At 63.1% G+C, this 22,998-nt stretch carries 20 protein-coding genes; 8 read left to right on the top strand and 12 right to left on the bottom strand.

The features are described from left to right. Positions 1-9: 9 nt before the first annotated feature. Together arsC and tpiA are read right to left on the bottom strand one after the other, a co-directional pair. Positions 10-414, bottom strand: a complete 405-nt coding sequence (gene arsC / locus ABMA32_RS18105; RefSeq protein ID WP_349015201.1) for an arsenate reductase (glutaredoxin) — start codon at positions 412-414, stop codon at positions 10-12. A gap of 34 nt (positions 415-448) precedes the next feature. Then, positions 449-1,213: a triose-phosphate isomerase gene (gene tpiA, locus ABMA32_RS18100; RefSeq protein ID WP_349015200.1), complete on the bottom strand. Its 765-nt coding sequence runs from the start codon at positions 1,211-1,213 to the stop codon at positions 449-451. A gap of 162 nt (positions 1,214-1,375) precedes the next feature. Here tpiA and ABMA32_RS18095 point away from each other — a divergent pair, with 162 nt between their 5' ends. The 6 genes from ABMA32_RS18095 to lexA all read left to right on the top strand — a co-directional run bounded on the left by ABMA32_RS18095 (position 1,376) and on the right by lexA (position 7,622). Then, positions 1,376-3,265, top strand: a complete 1,890-nt coding sequence (locus tag ABMA32_RS18095; protein WP_349015199.1) for a SurA N-terminal domain-containing protein — start codon at positions 1,376-1,378, stop codon at positions 3,263-3,265. Positions 3,266-3,282: 17 nt separating this feature from the next. After that, a complete protein-coding gene (gene trpD / locus ABMA32_RS18090; protein WP_349015198.1) occupies positions 3,283-4,293 on the top strand; it encodes an anthranilate phosphoribosyltransferase in 1,011 nt (336 codons plus the stop codon). A 2-nt stretch (positions 4,294-4,295) separates the two neighbouring features. Continuing rightward, entirely contained in the window at positions 4,296-5,108 is an 813-nt protein-coding gene (gene trpC / locus ABMA32_RS18085; protein WP_349015197.1) for an indole-3-glycerol phosphate synthase TrpC, read from the top strand. A 2-nt stretch (positions 5,109-5,110) separates the two neighbouring features. Continuing rightward, entirely contained in the window at positions 5,111-5,590 is a 480-nt protein-coding gene (gene moaC / locus ABMA32_RS18080; RefSeq protein WP_349015196.1) for a cyclic pyranopterin monophosphate synthase MoaC, read from the top strand. Continuing rightward, positions 5,587-6,795 carry a molybdopterin molybdotransferase MoeA gene (locus ABMA32_RS18075; RefSeq protein WP_349015195.1) on the top strand — a complete coding sequence of 403 codons (1,209 nt, stop codon included), beginning with the start codon at positions 5,587-5,589 and terminating at the stop codon, positions 6,793-6,795. Before moaC ends, ABMA32_RS18075 begins: the two co-directional genes overlap by 4 nt. A gap of 107 nt (positions 6,796-6,902) precedes the next feature. Next, positions 6,903-7,622, top strand: coding sequence for a transcriptional repressor LexA (lexA, locus tag ABMA32_RS18070; protein ID WP_349015194.1), 720 nt, complete (start codon positions 6,903-6,905; stop codon positions 7,620-7,622). Here lexA and ABMA32_RS18065 read toward each other — a convergent pair. Further along, positions 7,616-10,120: a ComEC/Rec2 family competence protein gene (locus ABMA32_RS18065; RefSeq protein WP_349015193.1), complete on the bottom strand. Its 2,505-nt coding sequence runs from the start codon at positions 10,118-10,120 to the stop codon at positions 7,616-7,618. The genes lexA and ABMA32_RS18065 overlap by 7 nt on opposite strands. Before the next feature lie 124 nt (positions 10,121-10,244). Here ABMA32_RS18065 and gltX point away from each other — a divergent pair, with 124 nt between their 5' ends. After that, positions 10,245-11,669, top strand: coding sequence for a glutamate--tRNA ligase (gene gltX, locus ABMA32_RS18060; RefSeq protein ID WP_349015192.1), 1,425 nt, complete (start codon positions 10,245-10,247; stop codon positions 11,667-11,669). Between the two features lie 168 nt (positions 11,670-11,837). Then, positions 11,838-13,121 (top strand): citrate synthase, encoded by a 1,284-nt coding sequence (gene gltA / locus ABMA32_RS18055; RefSeq protein WP_349015191.1) that lies wholly within the window; start codon positions 11,838-11,840, stop codon positions 13,119-13,121. 27 nt (positions 13,122-13,148) lie between these two features. Here gltA and lpxB read toward each other — a convergent pair whose 3' ends face one another. From lpxB to ABMA32_RS18010, 9 genes are all read right to left on the bottom strand, one after another. Further along, complete coding sequence (lpxB, locus tag ABMA32_RS18050) at positions 13,149-14,324, bottom strand: lipid-A-disaccharide synthase (protein ID WP_349015190.1); 1,176 nt, start codon at positions 14,322-14,324, stop codon at positions 13,149-13,151. After that, entirely contained in the window at positions 14,321-15,205 is an 885-nt protein-coding gene (locus tag ABMA32_RS18045) for an LpxI family protein (protein ID WP_349015189.1), read from the bottom strand. Before ABMA32_RS18045 ends, lpxB begins: the two co-directional genes overlap by 4 nt. Further along, complete coding sequence (lpxA, locus tag ABMA32_RS18040; protein ID WP_349015188.1) at positions 15,192-16,034, bottom strand: acyl-ACP--UDP-N-acetylglucosamine O-acyltransferase; 843 nt, start codon at positions 16,032-16,034, stop codon at positions 15,192-15,194. The genes ABMA32_RS18045 and lpxA overlap by 14 nt, the downstream gene beginning before the upstream one ends. Beyond that, the gene (fabZ, locus tag ABMA32_RS18035; protein WP_349015187.1) at positions 16,034-16,495 is read right to left on the bottom strand and encodes a 3-hydroxyacyl-ACP dehydratase FabZ; all 462 of its coding nucleotides are present in this window, start codon (positions 16,493-16,495) and stop codon (positions 16,034-16,036) included. Before fabZ ends, lpxA begins: the two co-directional genes overlap by 1 nt. Beyond that, positions 16,488-17,546 carry a UDP-3-O-(3-hydroxymyristoyl)glucosamine N-acyltransferase gene (lpxD, locus tag ABMA32_RS18030; RefSeq protein WP_349015186.1) on the bottom strand — a complete coding sequence of 353 codons (1,059 nt, stop codon included), beginning with the start codon at positions 17,544-17,546 and terminating at the stop codon, positions 16,488-16,490. The genes fabZ and lpxD overlap by 8 nt, the downstream gene beginning before the upstream one ends. A 64-nt stretch (positions 17,547-17,610) precedes the next feature. Continuing rightward, positions 17,611-19,974: an outer membrane protein assembly factor BamA gene (bamA, locus tag ABMA32_RS18025; RefSeq protein ID WP_349015185.1), complete on the bottom strand. Its 2,364-nt coding sequence runs from the start codon at positions 19,972-19,974 to the stop codon at positions 17,611-17,613. A 223-nt stretch (positions 19,975-20,197) separates the two neighbouring features. After that, positions 20,198-21,337 carry an RIP metalloprotease RseP gene (gene rseP, locus ABMA32_RS18020; protein ID WP_349015184.1) on the bottom strand — a complete coding sequence of 380 codons (1,140 nt, stop codon included), beginning with the start codon at positions 21,335-21,337 and terminating at the stop codon, positions 20,198-20,200. Between the two features lie 84 nt (positions 21,338-21,421). Further along, positions 21,422-22,237, bottom strand: a complete 816-nt coding sequence (locus tag ABMA32_RS18015; RefSeq protein ID WP_349015183.1) for a phosphatidate cytidylyltransferase — start codon at positions 22,235-22,237, stop codon at positions 21,422-21,424. Positions 22,238-22,260: 23 nt separating this feature from the next. Beyond that, entirely contained in the window at positions 22,261-22,992 is a 732-nt protein-coding gene (locus ABMA32_RS18010) for an isoprenyl transferase (protein ID WP_425475557.1), read from the bottom strand. Between the last annotated feature and the right edge of the window lie 6 nt (positions 22,993-22,998).

The following is a 22,998-nucleotide window of genomic DNA, read 5'->3' as shown; positions in this document are numbered from 1 at the left end:
GTCCGGGGTTTACCTGCTGTGGGTGATGACCTCGCCGTCTTCCTTGGTAAAGGAAGCAACAGGATTGTCGAGCAGGTCGAGAACCAGCTCCGACGGCCGACAAAGCTTTGTCCCTTTCGGCGTTTCGACGATCGGCCGGTTGATCAGGATGGGATGCGCCATCATGAAGTCGACGAGTTCCTCGTCGCCCCAACTGAACTGGTCGAGGCAAAGTTCGTGATAGGGCGTGCCTTTCTGGCGGAGCAAATCCCGAACCGACATGCCCATCGCATCGATGAGGAATTCGAGTTTCTCGCGCGTCGGCGGGTTCTTCAGATATTCGATGACGACCGGCGTCTCGCCGCTGGCGCGAATCATCGCCAAGGCGTTGCGGGAGGTTCCGCATTCGGGATTGTGATAGATCGTGATCGTCATGGCTGCCCCTCCGGAGCGTGACGGGATCAATCTGTCAGATAGATTGATACGCCTCGGCGATGCCCAGGAAATCAGCAGACTTCAAGCTCGCGCCGCCGACCAGGGCGCCGTCGACGTTGGTCACCGCAAGCAATTCCACTGCATTCGAGGGCTTTACCGAACCGCCGTACAAGATGCGGGTGCGTGCCGCCTCGGCGCTCAGCAACTGCTTGAGTTCGGCGCGGATGTGGGCGTGCGCTTCGGCCACATTGTCCACTGTCGGTGTAAGGCCGGTCCCGATCGCCCAGACTGGTTCGTAGGCAATGATCGTGTTGGCGGCGGTTGCGGTGGCCGGGACCGAACCCGCGATCTGCCGCGACAGGATGTCGAGGGTCGAGCCCAGTTCCCGCTCCGCCCTTGTCTCGCCGATGCAGATGATGGCGATGATGCCGGCCCGCCAAGCGGCTTCGGCCTTGGCGCGGACAACTTCGTCAGTCTCCTTATGGTCCGTGCGCCGTTCCGAATGCCCGACGATGACATGCGACGCGCCCGCGTCCTTCAGCATTTCGGCCGAAATGTCGCCGGTATGCGCACCGCTCTCCCGGGGGGCGCAATCCTGACCGCCAACCTTCACCGGCGTCGTGTTCAACACCTCGACGGCCCGCGTGATCAGCGTCGCCGGCGGGCATATCAACGCTTCCGTCTCTGCATCGAGCCCATGCATGAAGCCATGGCCGATGGCGCGCAATTCGTTGAGCGACGCGCCGGTGCCGTTCATTTTCCAGTTGCCGGCAACCATGGGACGAATTCCGGGCGTCATCGGTGATGCTCCTCAAAAAAAGCCGGCCGGCCTCGGGGCTGCCGGAGGTTTTCCCTACCAAAATCAGGCCACAAAGCAATCGACACTGTGCGTGAAGGACGCTATTGCGCTTCGTGACGGTTGCCGAGGCGTTCAAACGGACGCTCAAGACTAGGGTTTTAAATGCTTACAGCACTTAGAAATGCCGCGGGAACGTGGGTAGCCAAACTGCTCCTGGTCCTTCTCGTGCTGAGTTTCGCGGTCTGGGGAATTTCCGGACAAATCGCGACGGGATTCGGCGGCAACTCCGTTGTCACGGCTGGCGGAACGACAGTTTCGCCGATCGAGTACCGTCTCACCTATGACCGGCAACTGGCCGTGATGTCACAACAATTCGGGACGCGGCTGACACGCGATCAGGCTCGGGCATTGGGGATCGAGGATGCGGTCCTCGGTCAGCTCGTCGCCGGCGCAGTGCTGGACGAGCAGGCCTCGCAGCTCGGCCTGGGCCTGTCGCAGGACAGGCTCGCGCAGCTTACGATGTCCGACCCCGCGTTCCAGGGTGCCGACGGAAGGTTCAGCCGCCAGCAATTCGAATATGTGTTGCGCCAGATCGGCATGCGGCCGGAAGACTACCTGCAGAATCGCGGCCAGGTCGCAATCCGCCAGCAGATCGTCGAGGCTGTCTCGGACGGCATGAAAGCACCCGACACCTTCCTGAAGGCAGTGGCGCTCTATCGCGGCGAGGACCGCACGGCCGAATATGTCGTGCTGAGCAAGTCCCTCGTCGAGCCGATCGATGCCCCTTCCGACGCAGCGCTTGCCGAATATTTCGAGCAGAACAAACAGCGCTACGCCGCGCCCGAATATCGCAAGATCGCCTATATCGACCTGGTGCCGGAATCGATCATCGACGAGGCCGCGGTTACCGACGAGCAGATCAAGCAAGACTACGAGAAGAACCTGGCCCAATTCACCACGCCCGAGACGCGCACCATCGAGCAGATCGTGTTTGCCGACAAGAGCGCGGCGCAAGCGGCGCTCGATTCGATCATGTCCGGGGCGACCTTCGATTCGGTGGTGACGGCGCAGGGCAAGACCGCCGCCGACACGCTGCTCGGCACCTTTGCCAAGGACCGGGTGCCTGACGCGGCAGTGGCCGAAGCCGCTTTTGCGTTGCAGGCGAACGCGGTGAGCCAGGTAGTAGACGGCGCGTTCGGGCCGGTGCTGGTTCGCGTGACGCAGATCACCCCCGAGGTTGTGAAGTCGCTTGCGGAAGCCACTCTGGAAATCCGAAAGGACCTGGCGCTGGCGGAAGCCAGCCGCGTTCTGCTCGACGTGCACGATACCTACGAGGACAGCCGCGCAGGCGGAGATTCCATGCGCGAGGCAGCGTCGAAGCTCGGCCTGACCGTCAAGACCGTCGATGCCGTCGACCGCGCAGGCCTGCGCCCCGACGGCTCGATCGTCAATGACATTCCGCAGTCGGCAGACGTCCTTGCCGCCGCATTCGAGGCGGAAAGCGGCGTGGAAAATCCACCGATCAACATCGGCAGCACAGGCTATGTCTTCTACGAGATAGAGGAAGTCATCCCCGCCCGCGACCGGACGCTCGACGAGGTGAAGGACAAGGTCGTCGCCGACTGGAAGGCCGCCGAAGCCGCCAGCCGACTCGCCACCAAGGCGGCCGACATCGAGAAGCGGTTGAAGGACGGAACGTCGTTCGACACGCTGGCGGCGGAACTCGGCGTCGAAAAGCAGACCAAGCGCGGATTGAAGCGCGAAACCGACGACGCGGACTTCGGGACGCCGGGCGTACGCGCAGCCTTTGCCGTCACGGAAGGCGGCAGCGGCGTTGTGCCAGGTCCGTCCGACGGGACGCAGATCGTGTTCAAGGTGACCGAGGTGTTCGAGCCGGCAGGCGTGGACGCAAGCACGCTCCCAGCCGAGACGCAGAATTCGTTCGCATCCGGAATGGCCGACGACCTGCTCGACCAGCTTGTCGCCAAGCTGCAGGCCGAATACGGCGTGACGGTCAACCGGTCGGCGATCGAACAGGCTCTGGCGTTCTAGGTATCAGGCGGGCGGGGATGGCGACGCTTAAGGAACACATCGCGAAGGTTGCCGGCGGCAAACCGCTTTCCTTCGATGAAGCCCGCGAGGCGTTCGGCATCATCATGTCGGGCGAAGCGACACCCGGCCAGATCGGCGGCTTCCTGATGGCGCTGCGGGTGCGCGGCGAGACAGTCGACGAGATTTCGGGTGCGGTGGCGACGATGCGCGACAAGATGCTGCGCGTCGAGGCGCCTGTCGACGCGATCGACATCGTCGGTACCGGCGGCGATGGTTCGCACAGCGTGAACATCTCGACGGCCTCGGCCTTCGTCATCGCGGCCGCCGGCGTGCCGGTGGCCAAGCACGGAAATCGCGGGCTATCGTCGCAGACGGGAGCGGCGGACGTGCTGACCGCGCTCGGCGTCAACATCGACCTGCCGCCTGAGGCCGTCGGCCGCTGCATCGCCGAGGCCGGCGTCGGCTTCATGTTTGCGCCCGCGCATCATCCGGCAATGCGCCATGTCGGCCCTACACGCGCCGAGCTTGGAACGCGCACCATCTTCAACCTGCTTGGGCCGCTCTCCAATCCCGCCGGCGTAAAGCGGCAGATGGTCGGCGTCTTCGCACCCGAATGGATCGTGCCGGTCGCCGAGACGCTCAAGGCGCTGGGCGCCGAACGCGCGTGGGTGGCGCATGGCGACGGCTATGACGAGATCACCACAACGGGCGAGACGCATGTGGCGGAGCTCGCAGACGGCCAGATCACCACATTCGTGCTGACGCCCGAGGCGGTCGGACTGAAGCGCTACCGAAAGGAAGAACTGCGTGGCGGCGATGCGGCGTTCAACGCCGCCGCCCTGCGCGGGCTGCTTGAGGGCGCGCCCGGCGCCTATCGCGACACCGTGCTGATGAACGCCGGCGCAGGGCTTGTCGTGGCAGGCAAGGCTGGCTCCATCGGGAACGGCGTGAATCTCGCCGCCGAAGCGATAGACTCAGGCAAGGCGGCAAAGGTTCTCGATCGGCTGGTCGACGTATCCAAGGGGTGAACTTGGTCGATATCCTGAATAAGATCGAGGCCTACAAGCGCGACGAGATCGCGGCCGCCAAGGCGCGGCTGTCGCTCGCCGAAGTCAAGGCGCGCGCGTTGAACGCAGATAAGCCGCGCGGTTTTCTTGCAGCGCTCGAAGCGAAGCGCAACAAGGGCGATTTCGCGCTGATCGCGGAAGTGAAGAAGGCGAGCCCCTCCAAGGGGCTGATCCGCGCCGATTTCGATCCGCCGACGCTCGCCCGCGCTTATGAACTCGGCGGCGCGGCCTGTCTGTCGGTGCTGACCGACACGCCTTCTTTTCAGGGTGCGCCGGAGTTCCTAACGGCGGCCCGCGCAGCGACGAAACTGCCGGCGCTGCGCAAGGACTTCATGTTTGAGCCGTATCAGGTCTACGAAGCGCGCGCCTGGGGTGCGGACGCGATCCTGATCATCATGGCGAGCCTCAACGATACGGACGCCAGGCTGCTGGAAGAGACTGCCACCGAGCTCGGCATGGACTCGCTGATCGAGGTCCACGACGAAGAGGAGACCGAGCGCGCGCTGAAGCTTTCTTCGCGGCTGATCGGCATCAACAACCGCAACCTGCGCACCTTCGAGACGTCGCTGGAGACTTCCGAGCGACTGGCGAAGCTGGTTCCATCCGACCGGCTTCTGGTCGGCGAGAGCGGGATCTTCACGCATGACGACTGCGTCCGACTCGAACGCGCCGGCATCGGCACGTTTCTGGTCGGCGAAAGCCTGATGCGGCAGGTCGATGTTACGGCAGCAACGAAAGCGCTGCTGAACGGCGCGCCGGCCGTACTACAGGCCTGAACATGGGCCGCCTCACCCACCTCGGCGAGGACGGCAAGGCCGACATGGTCGATGTCGGCTCGAAGGAAGAAACCGTACGTACGGCGATCGCCGAGGGCATGGTGACGATGCAGCCGGCAACGCTGAAGACGATCCTCGAAGGCAATGCAAAGAAGGGCGACGTGCTGGGAGCGGCGCGGATCGCCGGCATCATGGCGGCCAAGAAGACATCGGACCTGATCCCGCTCTGCCACCCGCTGATGCTTACCAAGGTGACGGTCGACATCGAGCCTGACGAGACGCTGCCGGGGCTGCGCGTGACGACGATGGCCCGCGTCACCGGCAAGACGGGAGTCGAGATGGAAGCGCTGACCGCGGCGACGGTCGCCTGCCTGACCATCTACGACATGGCCAAGGCTATCGATCGCGGCATGGTCATCTCCGGCATCAGGCTGGTCGAAAAGACAGGCGGCAAGTCGGGCGACTACAGGGCTTACGCATGAGCGGGCTGCTGCCCGTCGACCAAGCGCTGGCGCGTATCCTTGCAGGCGCTGGTCCGGGAGAAGCCGAAATCGTCCCTCTCGCCGAGGCGGCCGGTCGTGTTCTGGCAGGACCTATCCAAGCGCTGCGGACACAGCCGCCGTTCGACGCCTCGGCCATGGATGGATATGCCGTCCGCGCCAGCGACGTCGCTGACATCCCTGCCTGCCTGCAGCTTGTCGGCACGGCTGCGGCGGGCAAGCTTTTTCCGGGCGAGGTCGGCCCCGGGCAGGCAGTGCGGATTTTCACCGGTGCGCCCGTTCCCCACGGGGCCGATACGATCGCGATACAGGAGAATGTCAGGCCGCTCGACGGCGACACGATCGAGGTTCTCGAAACCGTCGCAGCGGGACGCCATATCCGCAAGCGCGGGCTTGATTTCACTGATGGGGAAACGCTGCTGGAAGCGGGGCGGACACTCGACCCAGCCGCGCTGTCGCTCGCCGCATCGGCAAACCATCCTGCCCTGCCGGTCGTCAGGAAGCCGCTCGTCGCGCTTATAGCGACCGGCGACGAACTTCTGCCCCCCGGCAGCGCCACCGGTCCCGACCAGATCATTGCCTCCAACGCCTACGGCGTCGCGGCAATCGCCCAGCAGGCCGGCGCACGCGTCCTCGACCTCGGCATAGCGCCGGACAGGATCGAGGCAATTTCGGACTTGGTGCGCAAGGCTCTCGAGGCTGACGCGGATGTCATCATCACGCTCGGCGGCGCGTCCGTAGGCGACCATGATCTGGTGCACACCGCGCTGAAGCAGATCGGCATGGAGCTCGGTTTCTGGAAGATCGCGATGCGGCCGGGCAAGCCTCTCATGTTCGGGCGCCTTGGCCACACCCGCTGCCTCGGGCTACCCGGAAACCCTGTCGCCAGCCTCGTCTGTTCTCAGCTTTTTTTGAGCCCGTTGCTGGCTCGGCTCGGCGGGCGGCATTACGAAGCGCCCTTCATCGACGCTGTGCTGGGCGGCACGATGGCAGCGAACGATCTGCGCCAGGACTATGTCCGGGCCACCGTGGAATTTCTGCCTGAACGAATCGTGGCGACGCCCTTTGCGATACAGGATTCGTCGATGCTGCGACTGCTGGCCGATGCCGGCGGGCTGATCGTGCGCGAGCCTTTCGCTCCGGAAGTGAAAGCGGGCGATCCTTGCCGCGTTCTGCTGTTACGCTGAACAAAACGTCAACGTATTCATTAAAATTTAAACAGTTGCGGAACACAACTGGAACAGATAGTGTTTGTTCTGGTTTTGTTTGACCTTGATTCCTCGGGGGAATGTCGATGCTGACCCGCAAGCAACATGAGCTCCTGCTCTTCATTCACGAGCGGCTGAAGGAGTCAGGCATTCCACCCTCCTTCGACGAAATGAAGGAAGCGCTCGACCTTGCCTCCAAGTCCGGCATCCACCGGCTGATCACGGCGCTGGAAGAGCGGGGCTTCATCCGCCGCCTGCCGAACCGGGCGCGGGCGCTGGAGGTCATCAGGCTTCCCGATTCCATCGCGCCGGGCCTCAATGCGGCGAAGAAGTTTTCGCCCAGCGTCATCCAGGGCAGCCTCGGGCGCAGCCAGCCGGAGCCGGCGCCGCGAAACCGGTCTGCAAGCAATGACGACGATGCCGGGTCCGTTGCCATCCCTGTGATGGGCCGTATCGCGGCCGGCGTTCCGATCGACGCGATCCAGCACAAGACGCACTCCATCGCCGTGCCGCCGGAAATGCTGTCGGGCGGCGAACACTATGCGCTGGAGGTCAAAGGCGATTCGATGATTGAGGCCGGTATCTTCGACGGCGACACGGTCATCATCAAGAATTCCTCGAGCGCCAATCCGGGTGAGATCGTGGTGGCGCTGGTCGATGACGAGGAAGCCACGTTGAAGCGGTTTCGCCGCAAGGGCGCTTCGATTGCTCTCGAAGCGGCCAACCCCGCTTATGAAACACGGATTTTCGGCCCCGACCGCGTGAAGGTGCAGGGCAAGCTGGTCGGGCTTATCCGCCGCTATTGAGGCGCGGCTTCTTCAGGCGAAATGGGCGTGGCTGTCGGCGTGCGATCGTCGGTGACCGGTTTGTTATCATCACCAGTCTTGGGTGTTGTGCCCGGCTGGTATGGCGGCAGGCCACGGGCGGCGCGCGAGAAGGCGCGCTGAGTGTGCCATGGCCGATACGGTTTTGCGATGGCATACTGGATTGTGGGCTTGCCCGAGCCTGAGAAGGTAACTGCGGCACTTCCGTAGCGTGCAAGATCACGGGACGTCACAACCAGCAGCTCCTTCCAGTTGCAGACATCCTTTGCCGACGCATCCTCAATGAGGATGAACGTGGCGGTGCTGCAGTGATCGGCGGCTGTCGCGGCATCGGGGACAAGCGCCACGACAGCACCGGACGGATGCCGGGCAAGGCAGACGCTCTCGGCGCATGAGAAGCCGGCGGTGACGGTGACGGTCCCGTCGCTTGCAACAGTTCCCTCGCCTTCCGTAGGCCGAACGATTTCCTGTGCCTGCATGGCACGTGACCAGTTGTCGATGGTGAACTGATTGGGGCGTGGGCGGTTGATGGCGATCTGGCCGGCGCCGAGGTCGAGGCCGACGAGCCGGGCGTCTTCCGAGACCAACAGGTCGGGTTGCCGGTCGAACAGCAGGAACAGGCTGGCGAGTGCGACCGGAATGGCGGCGACGCGCAGCCAGGTCGACGTGACGGTGGCGGCAAGCAAGGCTACCGTCAGCACGGCCACCGCCTCCGGCCTGATCATGCCGACCACATCGAGGGGCGATCGTTCCGCGAACCACTGCGCTATCGCGAGCATGACGGACAGTCCGAAACCCATGATCTGGAAAAATGGGCCGTCGAGGCCGAAGGGCATGGCGAGCGAGCCCAGCACCGCGAACGGCATGACTATCACCGAGACCACCGGCATCGCAGTCAGATTGGTGAACAGCCCCAGCGACGGCATCTGCTGAAAGTGCCACGCCGCGTAGATCGCCGTTGCGCCGCCCGCAACTATGGAGGTGACCGCAAGCCCCGCGATCGCGGCCAGCGAAAAGCGAGCCGCCCTGCGCAGCAGCGTACGCTCAGCTACGTGCGCCGACGGACGGTTGCTGCGCCAGTCCGCCCATGCGGCATAGGCGCCGACGAGTGCTGCTGTCGCGGCAAACGACATCTGGAAGCTCGGGCCGATCACCTCATGCGGCGAGACCACGATCACTATGATCGCTGAGATCACGAGATTGCGCAAAGTAAGCGCTGCGCGGTCGAAGAGGACCGCCACGAGCATGACCGCGAGCATGATGAAACTTCGCTGAGCGGCGACCTCCGCGCCGGACATGAACAGGTAGCCGGAAAGCCCGACAAGCGCGACGGTGGCGGCGTATTTCTTCACGGGATGGCGCGAGGAGAAGGAAGGAAACAGGGCGAACCCGGCGCGCATCAGGCCCATGATGGTACCGGCGACAAGCGCCATGTGCAGGCCCGAGATCGAGATGACGTGGTAGATGCCGCTGCGCCGCAGAGCCTCGTTTATCTCCTCCGGTATGCCGGCGCGGACGCCGACCACCAGTGCGGCCGCGATCTCGCCCTCCGGGCCTCCGATATGGCCGCTGATTCGCTCGGCAATAGAGAGGCGCAGCCGTTCGATTGAGGCACCAAACGTTGCAAGCGCAGGCATTGGACCGACGGCAGATGCGCGCTCTGGCCCGCGCAGGAAAAATCCGCTGGCGCCTATGCCGTCGAAATAGCTTTCCAGCGAGAAATCGTAACTTCCCGGCCGCACAGGGCCGGATGGCGGCATGAGGCGGACGAGGCCGACGACAGTCTCGCCAACCGTCACGTCGTCGGGGATGCGCCTCGCCGAGACGCGCACGCGCTCCGGCGCGTAGCGCAGGACGGGTCGCGCCGTGCCGACGACATCGATCGTCAAGCGGACACGGCCATTGGCCATGCGCTCGATCGCGGCCACGCGGCCGGTAAGCTGGGTCGTGATCTCGCCGCCAAGCATCTTGGTGCCGGCGCGCCATGTTTCCGCTTTTGCAAGCAGAACACCGACGAGGCACAGCAGAGCCGCCATGAACGCCATATGCAGCGCCGGCCGACTGCGTGACGCGAACGCCAAAAGCCCAAGACCGGCGGCTGCCGCAGCGAGCGGCAGAACAGCCGGTTCGTCCGCAAGCGAATAATAGGCCAGCGCACCGGCCGCCAGAAAGACCGGCGAGAACAGGAAGGCTATGCCGCGGTCGAGTTCGAGGGAGACGGCGCGCGATATCGCGCGACCGATGCTTTTTCGCGAAGGCAGCGCCGACACGGTTCGCTGGATCGCCGACAGCCTCTGGCCCATAGCCGGTGTGCGCGGCGGACCCTTTTCATCGCCGAGCGTTACGGCAACGCCAGCCACAGCGGAAACGACTGTTCTAGGCCCTGCCTCCGGAAGATTCGCCGGCTTTTCAAAGGGCGCGACTTCGGGAGCGAACATGGCGCGTTCGCCGACACTTTCGGGCGATCCCTCCTTTGCCATGCAGCCCCCACTGCGCCCGATACTTGCACGACGGGCGACCTATGCTACATGAACCCCGACTTTTATCCACCGGTCGCACGCCGGGCTATGCGAGCAGCCCCCCGGACCGCAGTTCGAGAAAAGAATGTCCAAAACCGTCGTCACCCGATTTGCCCCGTCTCCTACCGGTTATCTTCATATCGGCGGGGCGCGGACGGCCCTCTTCAACTGGCTTTATGCGCGCCACACCAAGGGCACGATGCTCCTGCGAATCGAGGACACGGATCGCGAGCGCTCCACGGAGGCGGCCACCACGGCCATCCTGGACGGGCTTTCCTGGCTGGGTCTGCATTGGGAAGGCGAGCCCATATCCCAGTTCGCGCGCGCGGAACGCCATCGCGAGGTGGCCGAGGAACTGGTGCGCAACGGCAAGGCTTATTACGCCTACGAGACCGCCGCCGAGCTCGACGCGATGCGCGAGAAGGCACGCGCCGAGGGCCGGCCGCCGCGCTATGACGGGCGCTGGCGCGACGCCGACGTTTCGGAAGCGCCGGCCGGCGTGAAGCCGGTCGTGCGCATCAAGGCACCGCGCGAAGGCGAGACCATCGTGCGCGACCGCGTGCAGGGGGACGTGAAGTTCCCCAACAAGGATCTGGACGATTTCATCATCCTGCGTTCGGACGGCGTACCGACTTACATGCATGCCGTGGTGGTGGACGATCACGACATGGGCGTGACCCATATCATCCGCGGCGACGATCATCTGACCAACGCGGCGCGCCAGCAGGTCATCTACGACGCCATGGGCTGGGACATTCCGGTCATGGCGCACATTCCGCTCATCCACGGGGCGGATGGGGCAAAACTGTCGAAGCGGCACGGCGCGCTCGGCGTCGATGCCTACAGGGCGATGGGCTACCTTCCCTCGGCGTTGCGCAACTATCTCGTGCGGCTCGGCTGGAGCCATGGCGACGACGAAGTCATGAGCCTGGATGACATGATCCGCTGGTTCGAGATCGAGGATGTCAACAAGGGTGCCGCACGGTTCGACTTCGCCAAGCTCGAGGCGCTCAACGGCGTGCACATGCGCCAGACGGACGATGCCGAGTTGCTCGACATCCTGATCCGCACCCTGCCCTATCTGGAGAACGGCAAGACGATTGCAGACAAGCTCGACGAGCGGACCCGCGCACAGCTTCTGGCCGCCATGCCCGGCCTCAAGGAACGCGCCAAGACGCTGGTGGAACTGGCTGATGGCGCAGCTTTCCTGTTTGCCGAGCGGCCGCTCGCAATCGACGAGAAGGCGAAAGCGCAACTGGGTGAGCAGCAGAAAGAGATCCTGCGCGGCGCATCAGCAGCCTTGAAGGAACTCGATGGCGACTGGACGGCTTCTGCAACCGAAAGCGCCATCCGGGTGTTTGCCGAAGAAAAGGGCGCGAAGCTCGGCGCTGTCGCGCAGCCGTTGCGTGCCGCGCTTACCGGAAGGACCACATCTCCGGGCGTGTTCGACGTGCTGGCCGTTCTCGGTCGAGATGAAAGTCTCGCCCGTATCGCCGATCAAATCGATTAGGACAACGACGCTGTCATTTTTTGCATTGTATCCCGCCTGTTGCGATGCAACATTGGCACCAACCATAAGGGGTGGGACCGCGTTCGGAGTGCCCGGCTTACAGCCGGTTTCAGGTCCGGGCGAACATGCCGCGACAACAACAAAATGGGTAGGCTGAAGGAGGTTGCGATGACAACTGCAAAGCTGGAATTTGCCGGCAAAACCCATGATCTGAAGGTACGAGCCGGAAGCATCGGCCCAGAGGTCATCGACATCGGCGCGCTCTACTCAACGACGGGCGCATTCACCTACGATCCGGGCTTCACCTCCACCGCGAGCTGCGAATCGGGCATCACCTTCATCGACGGCGACAAGGGCATCCTGCTGCATCGCGGATACCCGATCGACCAATTGGCCGAGCACGGCGATTTCCTCGAGGTTTGCTACCTGCTGCTTTATGGCGAACTGCCGACGAAAGCCCAGAAGGACGACTTCGACTATCGCGTGACCCGCCACACGATGGTCCACGAGCAGATGAGCCGTTTCTTCACCGGCTTCCGTCGCGACGCGCATCCGATGGCTGTCATGTGCGGCGTCGTCGGCGCGCTCTCAGCCTTCTACCACGACTCGACCGATATCTCCGATCCCTATCAGCGCATGGTCGCGTCGATGCGCCTGATCGCCAAGATGCCGACGATCGCGGCCATGGCCTACAAGTACCATATCGGCCAGCCCTTTGTGTATCCGAAGAACGATCTCGGCTTCGCGGCCAACTTCCTGCATATGTGCTTCGCCGTGCCTTGCGAAGAATACAAGGTGAACCCAGTGCTGGCACGCGCCATGGAGCGGATCTTCATCCTGCATGCCGACCACGAGCAGAATGCATCGACATCTACCGTGCGTCTCGCAGGCTCCTCCGGCGCCAACCCGTTCGCCTGCATCGCGGCCGGCATTGCTTGCCTCTGGGGCCCGGCGCATGGCGGAGCGAATGAGGCCGCGCTGAACATGCTGTCGGAGATCGGCACGGTCGACCGCATCCCCGAATTTATCGCGCGCGCCAAGGACAAGAGCGACCCGTTCCGGCTGATGGGCTTCGGTCACCGCGTCTACAAAAACTACGACCCGCGCGCCAAGATCATGCAGAAGACCACGCATGAAGTGCTTGGCGAGCTTGGCATCAAGGACGACCCGACATTGGACGTCGCGCTGGAACTCGAAAAGATCGCCCTGCATGATCCGTACTTCATCGAGAAGAAGCTCTATCCGAACATCGACTTCTACTCCGGCATCACGCTGAAGGCGCTCGGTTTCCCCACCACCATGTTCACGGTGCTTTTTGCCGTTGCGCGGACTGTCGGCTGGATCGCTCAGTGGAAGGAAATGATCGAGGATCCGCAGCAGAAGATCGGGCGCCCGCGCCAACTCTACACCGGCGCACCCGAGCGCGACTACGTGCCGATCGCCAAGCGGTAGGCTGTAAAGTACAAGCGCGGGCTGGCTTCACCGCCCGCGCTTTTCGATCTCCCGCAAAACGATTTCCGCCGCGAGTACGCCTGAAGGCCGATCCGTGGCCATGCGGCGCCTGACTTCAGCGAAACCGTCCGTCTGCCAGGCGCGCATCGGCGTGTCGGCGAAAAGCTGCTCCAGCGCACGCGCCAGATATTGCGGCCGGACGAATTCGTCATAGGCTTCGGGCGCAACCGGCCGGTCCGCAATCAGGTTCGGCAGGAGTGCCGACCAGACCTTGATGAACCGGTGCGCCATGCGCGCCACGGCGTCCAGCTTGTAGCATGAGAACATCGGCACGCCGACGAGCGCCAGTTCAAGCGAGACTGTGCCCGACGCGACCAGCGCCGCGTCGGCCTGCCCGAAAGCCTGCCACTTGGCCTGGGCGTCCATGACGATCTCGGGCTTCTGTTCCCATCCCGAAACGGCCTGCCTCACCATGCTCTCGACATGTGGCACTGTCGGCAAGACCAGACGCAGAGCGTTGCCCCGCGCGCGCAGGAGAGAGACTGTTTCGCCGAACGGTCCAATCAGCTTGCTGACCTCCCCGCGCCGCGAACCCGGCAGGATAAGCAGCGTTTTCTGACGATCCGGCGACCAATCGCGCGGAGCGGCTTGTGCTGCGGCTGCCGCAATCAAAGCGGGATCGCTGGTCAATCTGTGCCCGACGAACGTGCCAGCCGGCCCGCCAAGGCGAACGAGTTCGGCCGGCTCGAACGGCAGGATGCAGAGGACGTGGTCGACATAGGGCTTCATCTCGACCGCCCTGCCCGGCCGCCACGCCCAGACGCTCGGGCAGATGTAATGGACGATGGGAATGCCCGGTGCGAGGGCGCGAACCTTCCTGGCGACACGCAGCGTGAAATCCGGGCTGTCGATGGTGATCAGGCAGTCAGGCTTCGCCCCGGCGATCGCGCGCGCGGTGGCGCCTATGCGTTTGACGAGACGAGGAAGGTCGCGGATCACCGCGCTCAAGCCCATCAGCGCAATCTCGCCTGCAGGAAACAGCGACTTCAGACCGTGCGCCTCGAGGTGACGGCCGCCGACGCCGACGAGTTCCACCTCACGCGCTGTCGCGGCCACGAGCGCGGCAACGATATCCGAGCCGAGAAGGTCGCCGGATTCCTCACCGGCGACGATACCGATTTTGAGGGGACGCACTTTGCTCACGGTCGCTTTCCCGGAGGCAGGCCTACCACGAAAAGTCCACGCTTGTTCGCCTCAGCGAAGACGCTTGCGGCGTCTACCACGAGCGAGCGATCCGCCTCCACGCCGATGCCCGCGAGGCCGGCTTCATGTGCCGCGATCACCGTCGCCGGTCCGATCGCCGGAAGGTCCATGCGCAGCTCCTGCCCAGGCTTGGCGCATTTGACGAGGACGCCACGCTTCTTGCCCGCGATGCGGCCGTGTCCGCGCATGGCCTTCACCCGCTCGAGCAGGCCGTCGGTGCCTTCAATACCTTCCAGCGCTATTGCCCGGCCGCCGATCGCCACGGCACCTTGCCCAATGTCGAGCATGCCGATCGCGCGGGCCGCTTCGGCAGCCGCGTCCAGATCGCGCCAGTCGGCTTCCAACGGGCTCGCATCGGTCATGGAACCGTGGGACGCCAGCAAATCTGGGGCAATCTCATGTGCGCCCAAAACCTTGATGCCGCGCGACTCCATCATTCCGACGAGAGTGCGCAGGACGCCGTCGTCACCCTTGGTGACGTTTGCGAGGATGCGCGGCATCAGGCGAAACAACGCCAGGCTGGGTCTGAGATTGCTGAGCTTCGGGCGGCGAGAGATTCCGCCGACGAAGACAGCATGCGAAGCGCCGTTTCGCTTCAGCAACGGCCCCAAATCTGCAAAACTCTCAAGCTCGACCTTCTGGTGATCGTAGGAAGCCAGACTCTCGTCGGCCTCGCCATTCACCATTACCACGAACGGCGGATATCCCCCGGCGGCGAGTTTTTCGGCGAGATCGATGGGCAACCGGCCGCTGCCGGCGACGATGGCTACCTTGTCGCCGACGCCGAGCTTCAGACCACCGTGCGCCTCAGTCGTCGTCATCGTCGCTGTCTGCACCCTCGCGCAGCGGCGGAACGGTCAGCGGGCGTTTTCCGCGTGCGTGGATGAAGTCGAGGATGTCGCGCACGATCGGCGTCTGGCCGAACTGCTTCTCGGCTTCCGGCAGGCTTTCGGACAGCGGCTTCGCGGGGTCGAAAATCATCCTGTACGCCCGGCGCAAGGCATGGATGTCCTCACGCGATACGCCGGAGCGCTTCATGCCGATGATGTTCAGGCCGCGCAGGTTTGCGTGGTTGCCCGCCACGATGCCGAAGGGGATCACGTCGCCCGCGACAGCGGCGCAACCGCCAACGAATGCATGATGGCCAATCCGCCCAAACTGATGGACCGCAGCCAGTCCGCCGATGATGACGTTGTTGCCAACCTCGACATGGCCGCCCAGGGTCGCGACATTCGCCATCGTCACATTGTCGCCAACGATGCAGTCATGCGCGATATGGGAGAAAGCGAGGAAATTGCCGTTTTCGCCGACTGTGGTCTCGCCCCGGCTGGTATCGGTGCCGCGGTTCATCGTGACGCCTTCGCGGATCGTGCAATTCCTGCCGACCACGAGGGTGGTCGGGCCGCCCTTGTGCTTGGTGTTCTGGGGCGGGCCACCCAGCACCGCCGTCGGCGCGACCTTGCAGCCTTCGCCCAGCGTAACGCCAGAGTGAACGGTAACTCGGCTGGTGAGTTCGACCCGGTCACCGAGCCGCGCTCCGGACTCGACATGACAAAACGGACCGATGACGACACCCGTCCCCAACTGCGCGCCCGGTTCGACCAGCGCGAGGGGATGTATAACCGTCTCGGTGCTTGCGATGCCATCCATCAGGATTGTCCCGGAGGCGTCAGCATCGCCGCGAGTTCCGCCTCGGCGACCATCGCGCCATCTACAAAGGCTTCGCAGGCGTAGCGGAAGATGCTGCCTCTCCGTTTCACCTTCCTGACCTTCATCTCCAGCCTGTCACCCGGCACGACAGGCTTGCGGAACTTTGCTCCGTCGATGGTAAGGAAGTAGACCAGCGACGGACTGTCCGTTGCAGCCGCATGGATCGCGATCGCGCCGGCGGTCTGCGCCATCGCCTCTATGATGAGGACACCGGGCATCACCGGCTGACCGGGAAAATGCCCCTGGAAATGCGGCTCGTTGAACGTCACGCACTTGATGCCTGTGGCCGACTCGTCGCCGTCAATGTCGATGATGCGATCAACAAGCAACATGGGATAGCGATGCGGCAGCAGCTTGAGCAGGCCGAGGATATCGACCGTTTCGAGCGTTTTCTCAGCCATCGCCTTTACCTCGCTTGGACCGTTCGGCGGAAAGTTTGCGAAGGGTAGCGAGGTTGCGCCACGCCATCGCAGCCGGCTCGGCGGGATAACCGCCCCAAATCTCGCCGGGCGGGACGTTATTCATGAATCCGCTGCCCGCCGCAAGATGCGCCCCGCTGCCGATGGTCAGATGGTCGGCGATTCCAACGCCGCCGCCCATGAGCACGTTGTCTCCCACCGTCACCGAACCGGAAATGCCGGTACGGCCGGCGATCAGGCAATTGCGTCCGATCCGGACGTTGTGGGCGATCTGGACGAGATTGTCGATCTTGGTGTTCTCGCCAATGACCGTGTCGGAAAGCGCGCCCCTGTCGACCGCGGAATTCGCACCAATCTCGACGTTGTCCTGAATGACGACCCGCCCGATCTGCGGGATGCGTTCCGGCCCGGCCGCGCCGCCGGTGAAACCGAAACCATCCTGCCCGATGCGTGCGCCGGGATGGAGGATGACGCGGTTGCCGATCAGCGCGTATTGCACGCTGACGGAAGGACCTATGTAGCAGTCGCGGCCGATCTGGGTCAGCCTGCCGATGATTGCGTTCGGTGCGATGATCGTGCCCGCCCCGATTGCGACGCCGGGACCGATGACCGCCCCGGCCTCGACGATCACGCCCGGCTCAAGTCGCGCGGTCGGATCGATGATCGCATGCCGCGAAATCCCGATCTCGCCGGTCATGGTTTCCGGGGACGCCGCCGGCGGGAACATAAGCCGCCCAACCTGCGCGAACGCGGCCTGCGGCCGCTTTGTCACCAGCACGGCAATGCCGGATTTTACCTTCTGCGCCACGTCCGCCGAGCAAAGGATGGCGGCTGCGTCGAGAGCTTCGACGAGATGGCCGTTGTTCCTGCCTTCGACGAAGACAAGCATGCCGTCCCCGCCTTCGGAAGCGGAGGCAATGCCGGCAATCTCGATGTTCGCGTGAGCTGCATCGGAAAGGGAGGCACCGGTCAAATCCGCCACCTCAGCCGCCGTATAGCGGCGGGTCGGCACGAAAAACACCGGGTCCGTCATGCGATTTGGGTATCCAGATTAGCCACGTCCCGGCCATGCAGCCGGGACAAAGGCATCCACGACGCTAGAAGCGGGTGGACATGCCGAAGTTGAATTCCTGCACTTCGTCCTGGTCCTGCTTGACGACCGGGATTGCATAGTCAACGCGGATCGGGCCGAACGGCGAGGCCCAGATAAGGCCGGCGCCAACCGAAGCACGCCATTCCATGCCCGCGCCCTGAACATCCACACCTGCCATGCTGATGTCGTTGCCATAAAGCGTTGCCGCATCGGCAAAAAGCGCGCCGCGCAGGCCGAGGCTTTCTGGAACGATCGGCATCGGGAACTGCGTTTCCACGGAGGCATTGAAGTAGGTCGTGCCGCCGAGATGATCATTGTCTCCGTCAGCATCGTAGGGGCCAATGCCACCATACTTGAAGCCGCGGATCATGCGATCGTTGCTTTGGAAGTGATCAAACACGCGCAGGCCGTCATTATCCCAGGCATAAACGTGTCCAGCACCGCCGCTGACCAGTCCGACGACATCCAATTCCTCGGACAGGGTCTGGTAGTATGTTGCGCGTGCCGTCCCCTTCACGAACTGAGCGTCACCGCCGAGGCCAGCGACCTCAAGGATAGCAGCCGCGTAGATCCCGGAATGCGGGCTCTGCATGTTGTCGATGGTGTTGTAGACCAGACCAGCAGAGACGGACGACTTTAGCCATGGGCTGTTTTGCACGGCATCAACGATAGCCAATGATACACCGCAATATGCAGGGACCGAGATGTCGGTACAGCTGTCGTCAAGATTGTATTCTTCTTGAGACAGGTTGTAGGCGAGCTGTGTCGTCAAGTTCTCGGTGATCGGCAGGCCGAAGCGGATCGTGCCGCCGGTGGTCGTGCTGTCATACTGATCGTAGTTGCGGGTACGGTAGTAGACGTCGAAACCGGCGGCGATGCGCCGGCCGAGGAAGTAGGGCTCGGTGAACGAAAGCTGGTAGTTGCGTGTGTCGGCACCGCCGCCGGCCGACAGCTTGATGAACTGGCCACGGCCGAGGAAGTTCTTTTCGCTGATCGAGCCTTCGAGCTGCGCACCGGGCGATTCACCGCCCGTCGTATAACCAGCGCCGATGGAGAACTCACCGGTCGACTTCTCGACGAGATCCACGACCAGAACCACCTGGTCGGCTTCCGAGCCGGGCGCAGTCGAAACCTCGACCGTCTCGAAGAAGCCAAGAGCTTCCAGCCGGCGCTTGGCGCGCTGGATCAGAACCTGATTGAACGCATCGCCTTCGCTGACCTCGAACTCGCGACGGATGACGTAGTCGCGGGTTCGCGTGTTGCCGCGAATCTCGATGCGCTCGACATAGGCCTTGGCGCCCTGATCGATCGCATAGGTAACCGAAATCGTGCGGTTTTCGAAATTGCGATCACCGCGCGGCGTCACCTGCGCGAACGCGTAACCCATGCCGGCCAGATTCTCGGTGAGCTTGATGATCGAGTCTTCGATGTTCTTGGCGTTGTAGACGTCGCCCGGCTTCGTTTCGACCAGCGGCAACAGCGTCTCGCCCGGTACATCGGGGAGAGTGCTGTCGACAGTGATGTCGCTGAAGGTGTAGCGCTGGCCTTCATCGATGGTGAAGGTGACCGTGTATTCGTTGGTCGCCTCATCAAGCTCGCCGAACGCCGACACGACCTGGAAGTCGGCATAGCCGCGGTTGAAGTAGAAGCGACGTAGCGCCTCCTCGTCGGCCTTCAACCGATCTTCCGCATAGATGTCGTCGCGCAGGACGAAAGACAGGACCGTCGACTTCTTTGTTGAGACGACATCCGAAAGGCGGCGAGCGCTGAAGGCCTGATTGCCGACAAAGTTGACGTTCTTGATCTTGGTGCGACCACCCTCGTTGATCTCGAACACGACGTTGACGCGGTTGTCTCCAAGATCGATGGTCCGGGCGTTCACGGTCGCGTCGTCGCGGCCGATAACGGAATAGGCCTGCCGAATGGCCTCCGCGTCGGCCTCCATCTGGTCGGGCGAAAAAGTCGCGCGCGGCTTCAACTGGACCGTCAGCGTGAGCTGAGCGTCCTTGATCTTCTTGTTGCCCTGGAACAGGACCTGATTGACCACCTGATATTCGGAGACCTGGACAACCAGCGTTCCCCCAACCTGGTTCACGCTCACGTCAGAAAACAGACCGGTGCTGAAAAGGGCCTTCACCGACTCGTCGATGTCGGCCGCCGAGAAATTGCGGCCGGGCTTGATGGTCAGATATTCGCGGATCGTCTGCGCATCGACACGCTGATTCCCGCGAACCTCAATCGAGGAAACGACTGCTGCCTGCGCAACGGACACCACTGCAAACTGCGCCACCAATGCGCCAGGCACAGTCAAGGCCGCAGACAATGCTACCGCCGAAGCGGCGCTAAAGAACCCGGATGCTGCCTTCATTGTATGCTTATAAACCCTTTTTCTCGAAGTCCCCACGGCGAGAAAACCGGACGTCGCGGTGCATTTCTCTCACCGTAATAACCGGATTTCCCCCACAAGCAAGGCTCCTGGTTAATTTGTGTTTACTTAACCAAGCCGCGTTGCTTTCGCGTCACGCATATCCCGCGTCATGGTAAACGCGATCTCAATTCCTACTGCAGGCACGCCAAATTCGTTCATGATTTCAACATCCAAAGAGGTCGTTCCAGAACACGAAGGCCATGAAGCCCAGAACAAGGAACATGCCGACACGATAGACGGCCTCCATGGCCCTCTCGGAGACCGGACGGCCCTTGATGGCCTCCAATCCGTAGAAGACGAGATGCCCTCCATCCAGAGGCGGAATGGGCAGCAGATTGAGGATGCCAATGCCCACCGAAAGCAACGCGACCAATTGAACCAGCCACTCGAATCCGAGCTTTGCCGCCTTGCCGGCCATGTCCGCGATCTTCACCGGCCCGCCGAGTTGGCACTTGTCCTCACGCCCCACGACAAAGCGTTTCAAGAATTGACCGGTGCGGACGACGATGTGCCCGGTCTCGCGCACCGCTTCGACCAGCGCACCGCCTGGCGAGAAGGTGACGACGCGCGGCTGGCCCGATTCGGGGGTGCTGACGACACCAATGACGCCGACCTTGATCACGTTTCCGAGCGCATCGGTCTGCTCCATGATCTCGGGCGTCGCGGTGACCGTTATCTTTTCCTCGCCCCTGGCAAGGACGAAAACGAGCGGGTCACCGGCGCGACCTGACACGAGGCGCTGGACATCTGAGAATGATTCGACGGGAGTGCCGTCCACGCTGACGAAGCGGTCGCCTGGCATGAAGCCTGCGGCGGCGGCCGGGCTTCCCTCACGAACCTCCGCGACGACTGGATCGGAAACGACCTTGCCGTAAACCGAGAACATCACGGCGAAAACCGCGATGGTGAGCAGGAAATTGAACGCGGGTCCGGCGAATACCGTCAGCGCACGCTTCCAGACCGCTTGCGTGTGAAACGCGACCTTTTTTTCCTCGGCCGTCAGCTTGTCTATCTCACCCGCGTCGGGGGTGCTGGTGGCGTTAATGTCGCCCACAAACTTAACGTAGCCGCCAAGCGGAATCGCGGAGAGCTTCCAGCGCGTGCCGTGACGGTCGTTGAAGCCGACAAGTTCCGGCCCGAAACCGATCGAGAACGCATGGACGCCGATGCCGCACCAGCGGCCAACGAGATAGTGGCCCATCTCGTGAACGAAGACGACCACCGTGAGCACGAAAAGGAACGGGATGAGGGTGCCGACCAAAAGGCTGTCGGCACCAAGAAATGTGGACAAGGTCTCGCTCAAATCGTTCCCTCAGACGTCGTAGCGCAGCGGCCAGTGTGGCCCGAATACGGGCGAATCCGTGGCATGCGCAGTCATGCCCGACATTCAGTTCGCAAACAAAGCTTGCGCGGGGTTGTCTGCGCCGCCGAGAATCGCACCCACGGCAAAGAGGACAAAGGCGGCAACGACAAGACCGTCAACACGGTCCATGACGCCGCCGTGGCCGGGTATGAGATTGCCCGAATCCTTCACGCCATGGCGTCGTTTGACCCATGATTCGAACAGATCGCCGGCCTGCGAGACGACCGACAGCAGAAATGCCACCAGCGCGATCAGAAACAGATTGGCGAGGCCGGCGTAGAGCCCGACCGCCAACCCTGCCAGAACTCCACCGACGATGCCGCCGATTGCGCCGCTTCGCGTCTTGCCGGGAGAGATCGCAGGAGCGAGTTTGGGGCCGCCCACCGAGCGGCCGACGAAATACGCGCAAATGTCCGTCGCCCAGACCACGGCGAACAGGAACAGGATGGCGGTCAGGCCTGCCGTATCAACGCCGCGCAGGGCAGCCAGCGAGATGCCCGAGAGGCCACAGTAAAGCAGACCCGCGGGGACCCATAAATTCTGGCCGGAAAGGCGACCTTCCACGGCGCTCAGCATTGTCGAAAATGCGAGCAGGATCAGAAGGCTTAACGACGAATAGCCAAGTATCGCTCCAAGCATGATGGCGGCGAGAAAGGCTGCAGCGACGAACTTCTGCCGGGCGTTACCCTCGGTCCGTGACATGGCGCACCATTCGTAGAACATCGCGCCTGCAATGGCCGCCGCTAGCAACCGGAACGGCAGACCGCCCACAAAGGTGATAGCCAAGACGACCACCGCAAGGACGATGGCCGAAATGATCCTGAGCTGGAGGTTGCTCATGCGTCCGGAGGAAGCCGAACCCGTCACGATGCGACACCTGCGGGAACGCTTTCGGCAACCGTGGCTCCGAAGCGCCTCTCGCGCGCCGCATACTGTCGCAATGACTCGGCAAAGTGCTCCCGCGTGAAATCGGGCCAGAAGCAGGACAGGAAGACGAATTCGCTGTAGGCCGACTGCCAGGGCAGGAAGTTGGAGATGCGCTGTTCGCCGCTGGTGCGGATGACGAGATCGGGGTCGGGTATGCCCGATGTGTCCAGGAAGTCGGCGAACCCTTCAGACGTCAGGTTTGCCGGATCCAGTTCGCCTTTGACTGCTGCCTCTGCGATTCTTCGCGCAGCCCGCACGATCTCATCCCTGCCCCCATAGTTGAAGGCGATCACAAGGTTCAGTGCACGATTGGAAGCGGTCAGCGTCTCTGCCTCTTCGAGCAGTGCCGCGATGTCGGGAGCGAGGCCCTCCCGCTCACCGATGATCCTCACCCGGACGCCGCTGTGGTGCAATTCAGCCAAATCGCGGCGGATGAAGAGCTTCAACAGGCCCATGAGGTCGCTGACCTCGGTCTTGGGGCGCGACCAGTTTTCGGACGAGAAGGCGTAGACGGTCAGCCAGGACACCCCGGCATCGCCGGCGGCGCGCACGGCCTTTCGCAGCGCCTCGACGCCTGCCCGATGGCCTGCAACACGGGGCAATCCGCGCGCCTTTGCCCAACGGCCGTTGCCATCCATGATGATCGCGACATGCTCGGGCGTCGTCATCTCGTC

This window comes from Mesorhizobium quangtriensis (assembly GCF_040081925.1).
GTDB classification, from domain to species: Bacteria; Pseudomonadota; Alphaproteobacteria; order Rhizobiales; family Rhizobiaceae; genus Mesorhizobium_K; species Mesorhizobium_K quangtriensis.
This window is presented reverse-complemented; position numbering and strand designations above follow the sequence as displayed.

Excerpts from the sequence above, each read along its gene's own strand:
- arsC (WP_349015201.1), bottom strand. The coding sequence starts at position 414 with ATGACGATCACGATCTATCACAATCCCGAATGCGGAACCTCCCGCAAC.
- tpiA (WP_349015200.1), bottom strand. The coding sequence starts at position 1,213 with ATGACGCCCGGAATTCGTCCCATGGTTGCCGGCAACTGGAAAATGAAC.
- ABMA32_RS18095 (WP_349015199.1), top strand. The coding sequence starts at position 1,376 with ATGCTTACAGCACTTAGAAATGCCGCGGGAACGTGGGTAGCCAAACTG.
- trpD (WP_349015198.1), top strand. The coding sequence starts at position 3,283 with ATGGCGACGCTTAAGGAACACATCGCGAAGGTTGCCGGCGGCAAACCG.
- moaC (WP_349015196.1), top strand. The coding sequence starts at position 5,111 with ATGGGCCGCCTCACCCACCTCGGCGAGGACGGCAAGGCCGACATGGTC.
- ABMA32_RS18075 (WP_349015195.1), top strand. The coding sequence starts at position 5,587 with ATGAGCGGGCTGCTGCCCGTCGACCAAGCGCTGGCGCGTATCCTTGCA.
- lexA (WP_349015194.1), top strand. The coding sequence starts at position 6,903 with ATGCTGACCCGCAAGCAACATGAGCTCCTGCTCTTCATTCACGAGCGG.
- ABMA32_RS18065 (WP_349015193.1), bottom strand. The coding sequence starts at position 10,120 with ATGGCAAAGGAGGGATCGCCCGAAAGTGTCGGCGAACGCGCCATGTTC.
- gltX (WP_349015192.1), top strand. The coding sequence starts at position 10,245 with ATGTCCAAAACCGTCGTCACCCGATTTGCCCCGTCTCCTACCGGTTAT.
- gltA (WP_349015191.1), top strand. The coding sequence starts at position 11,838 with ATGACAACTGCAAAGCTGGAATTTGCCGGCAAAACCCATGATCTGAAG.
- ABMA32_RS18045 (WP_349015189.1), bottom strand. The coding sequence starts at position 15,205 with ATGACGACGACTGAGGCGCACGGTGGTCTGAAGCTCGGCGTCGGCGAC.
- lpxA (WP_349015188.1), bottom strand. The coding sequence starts at position 16,034 with ATGGATGGCATCGCAAGCACCGAGACGGTTATACATCCCCTCGCGCTG.
- fabZ (WP_349015187.1), bottom strand. The coding sequence starts at position 16,495 with ATGGCTGAGAAAACGCTCGAAACGGTCGATATCCTCGGCCTGCTCAAG.
- lpxD (WP_349015186.1), bottom strand. The coding sequence starts at position 17,546 with ATGACGGACCCGGTGTTTTTCGTGCCGACCCGCCGCTATACGGCGGCT.
- bamA (WP_349015185.1), bottom strand. The coding sequence starts at position 19,974 with ATGAAGGCAGCATCCGGGTTCTTTAGCGCCGCTTCGGCGGTAGCATTG.
- ABMA32_RS18015 (WP_349015183.1), bottom strand. The coding sequence starts at position 22,237 with ATGAGCAACCTCCAGCTCAGGATCATTTCGGCCATCGTCCTTGCGGTG.
- ABMA32_RS18010 (WP_425475557.1), bottom strand. The coding sequence starts at position 22,992 with ATGACGACGCCCGAGCATGTCGCGATCATCATGGATGGCAACGGCCGT.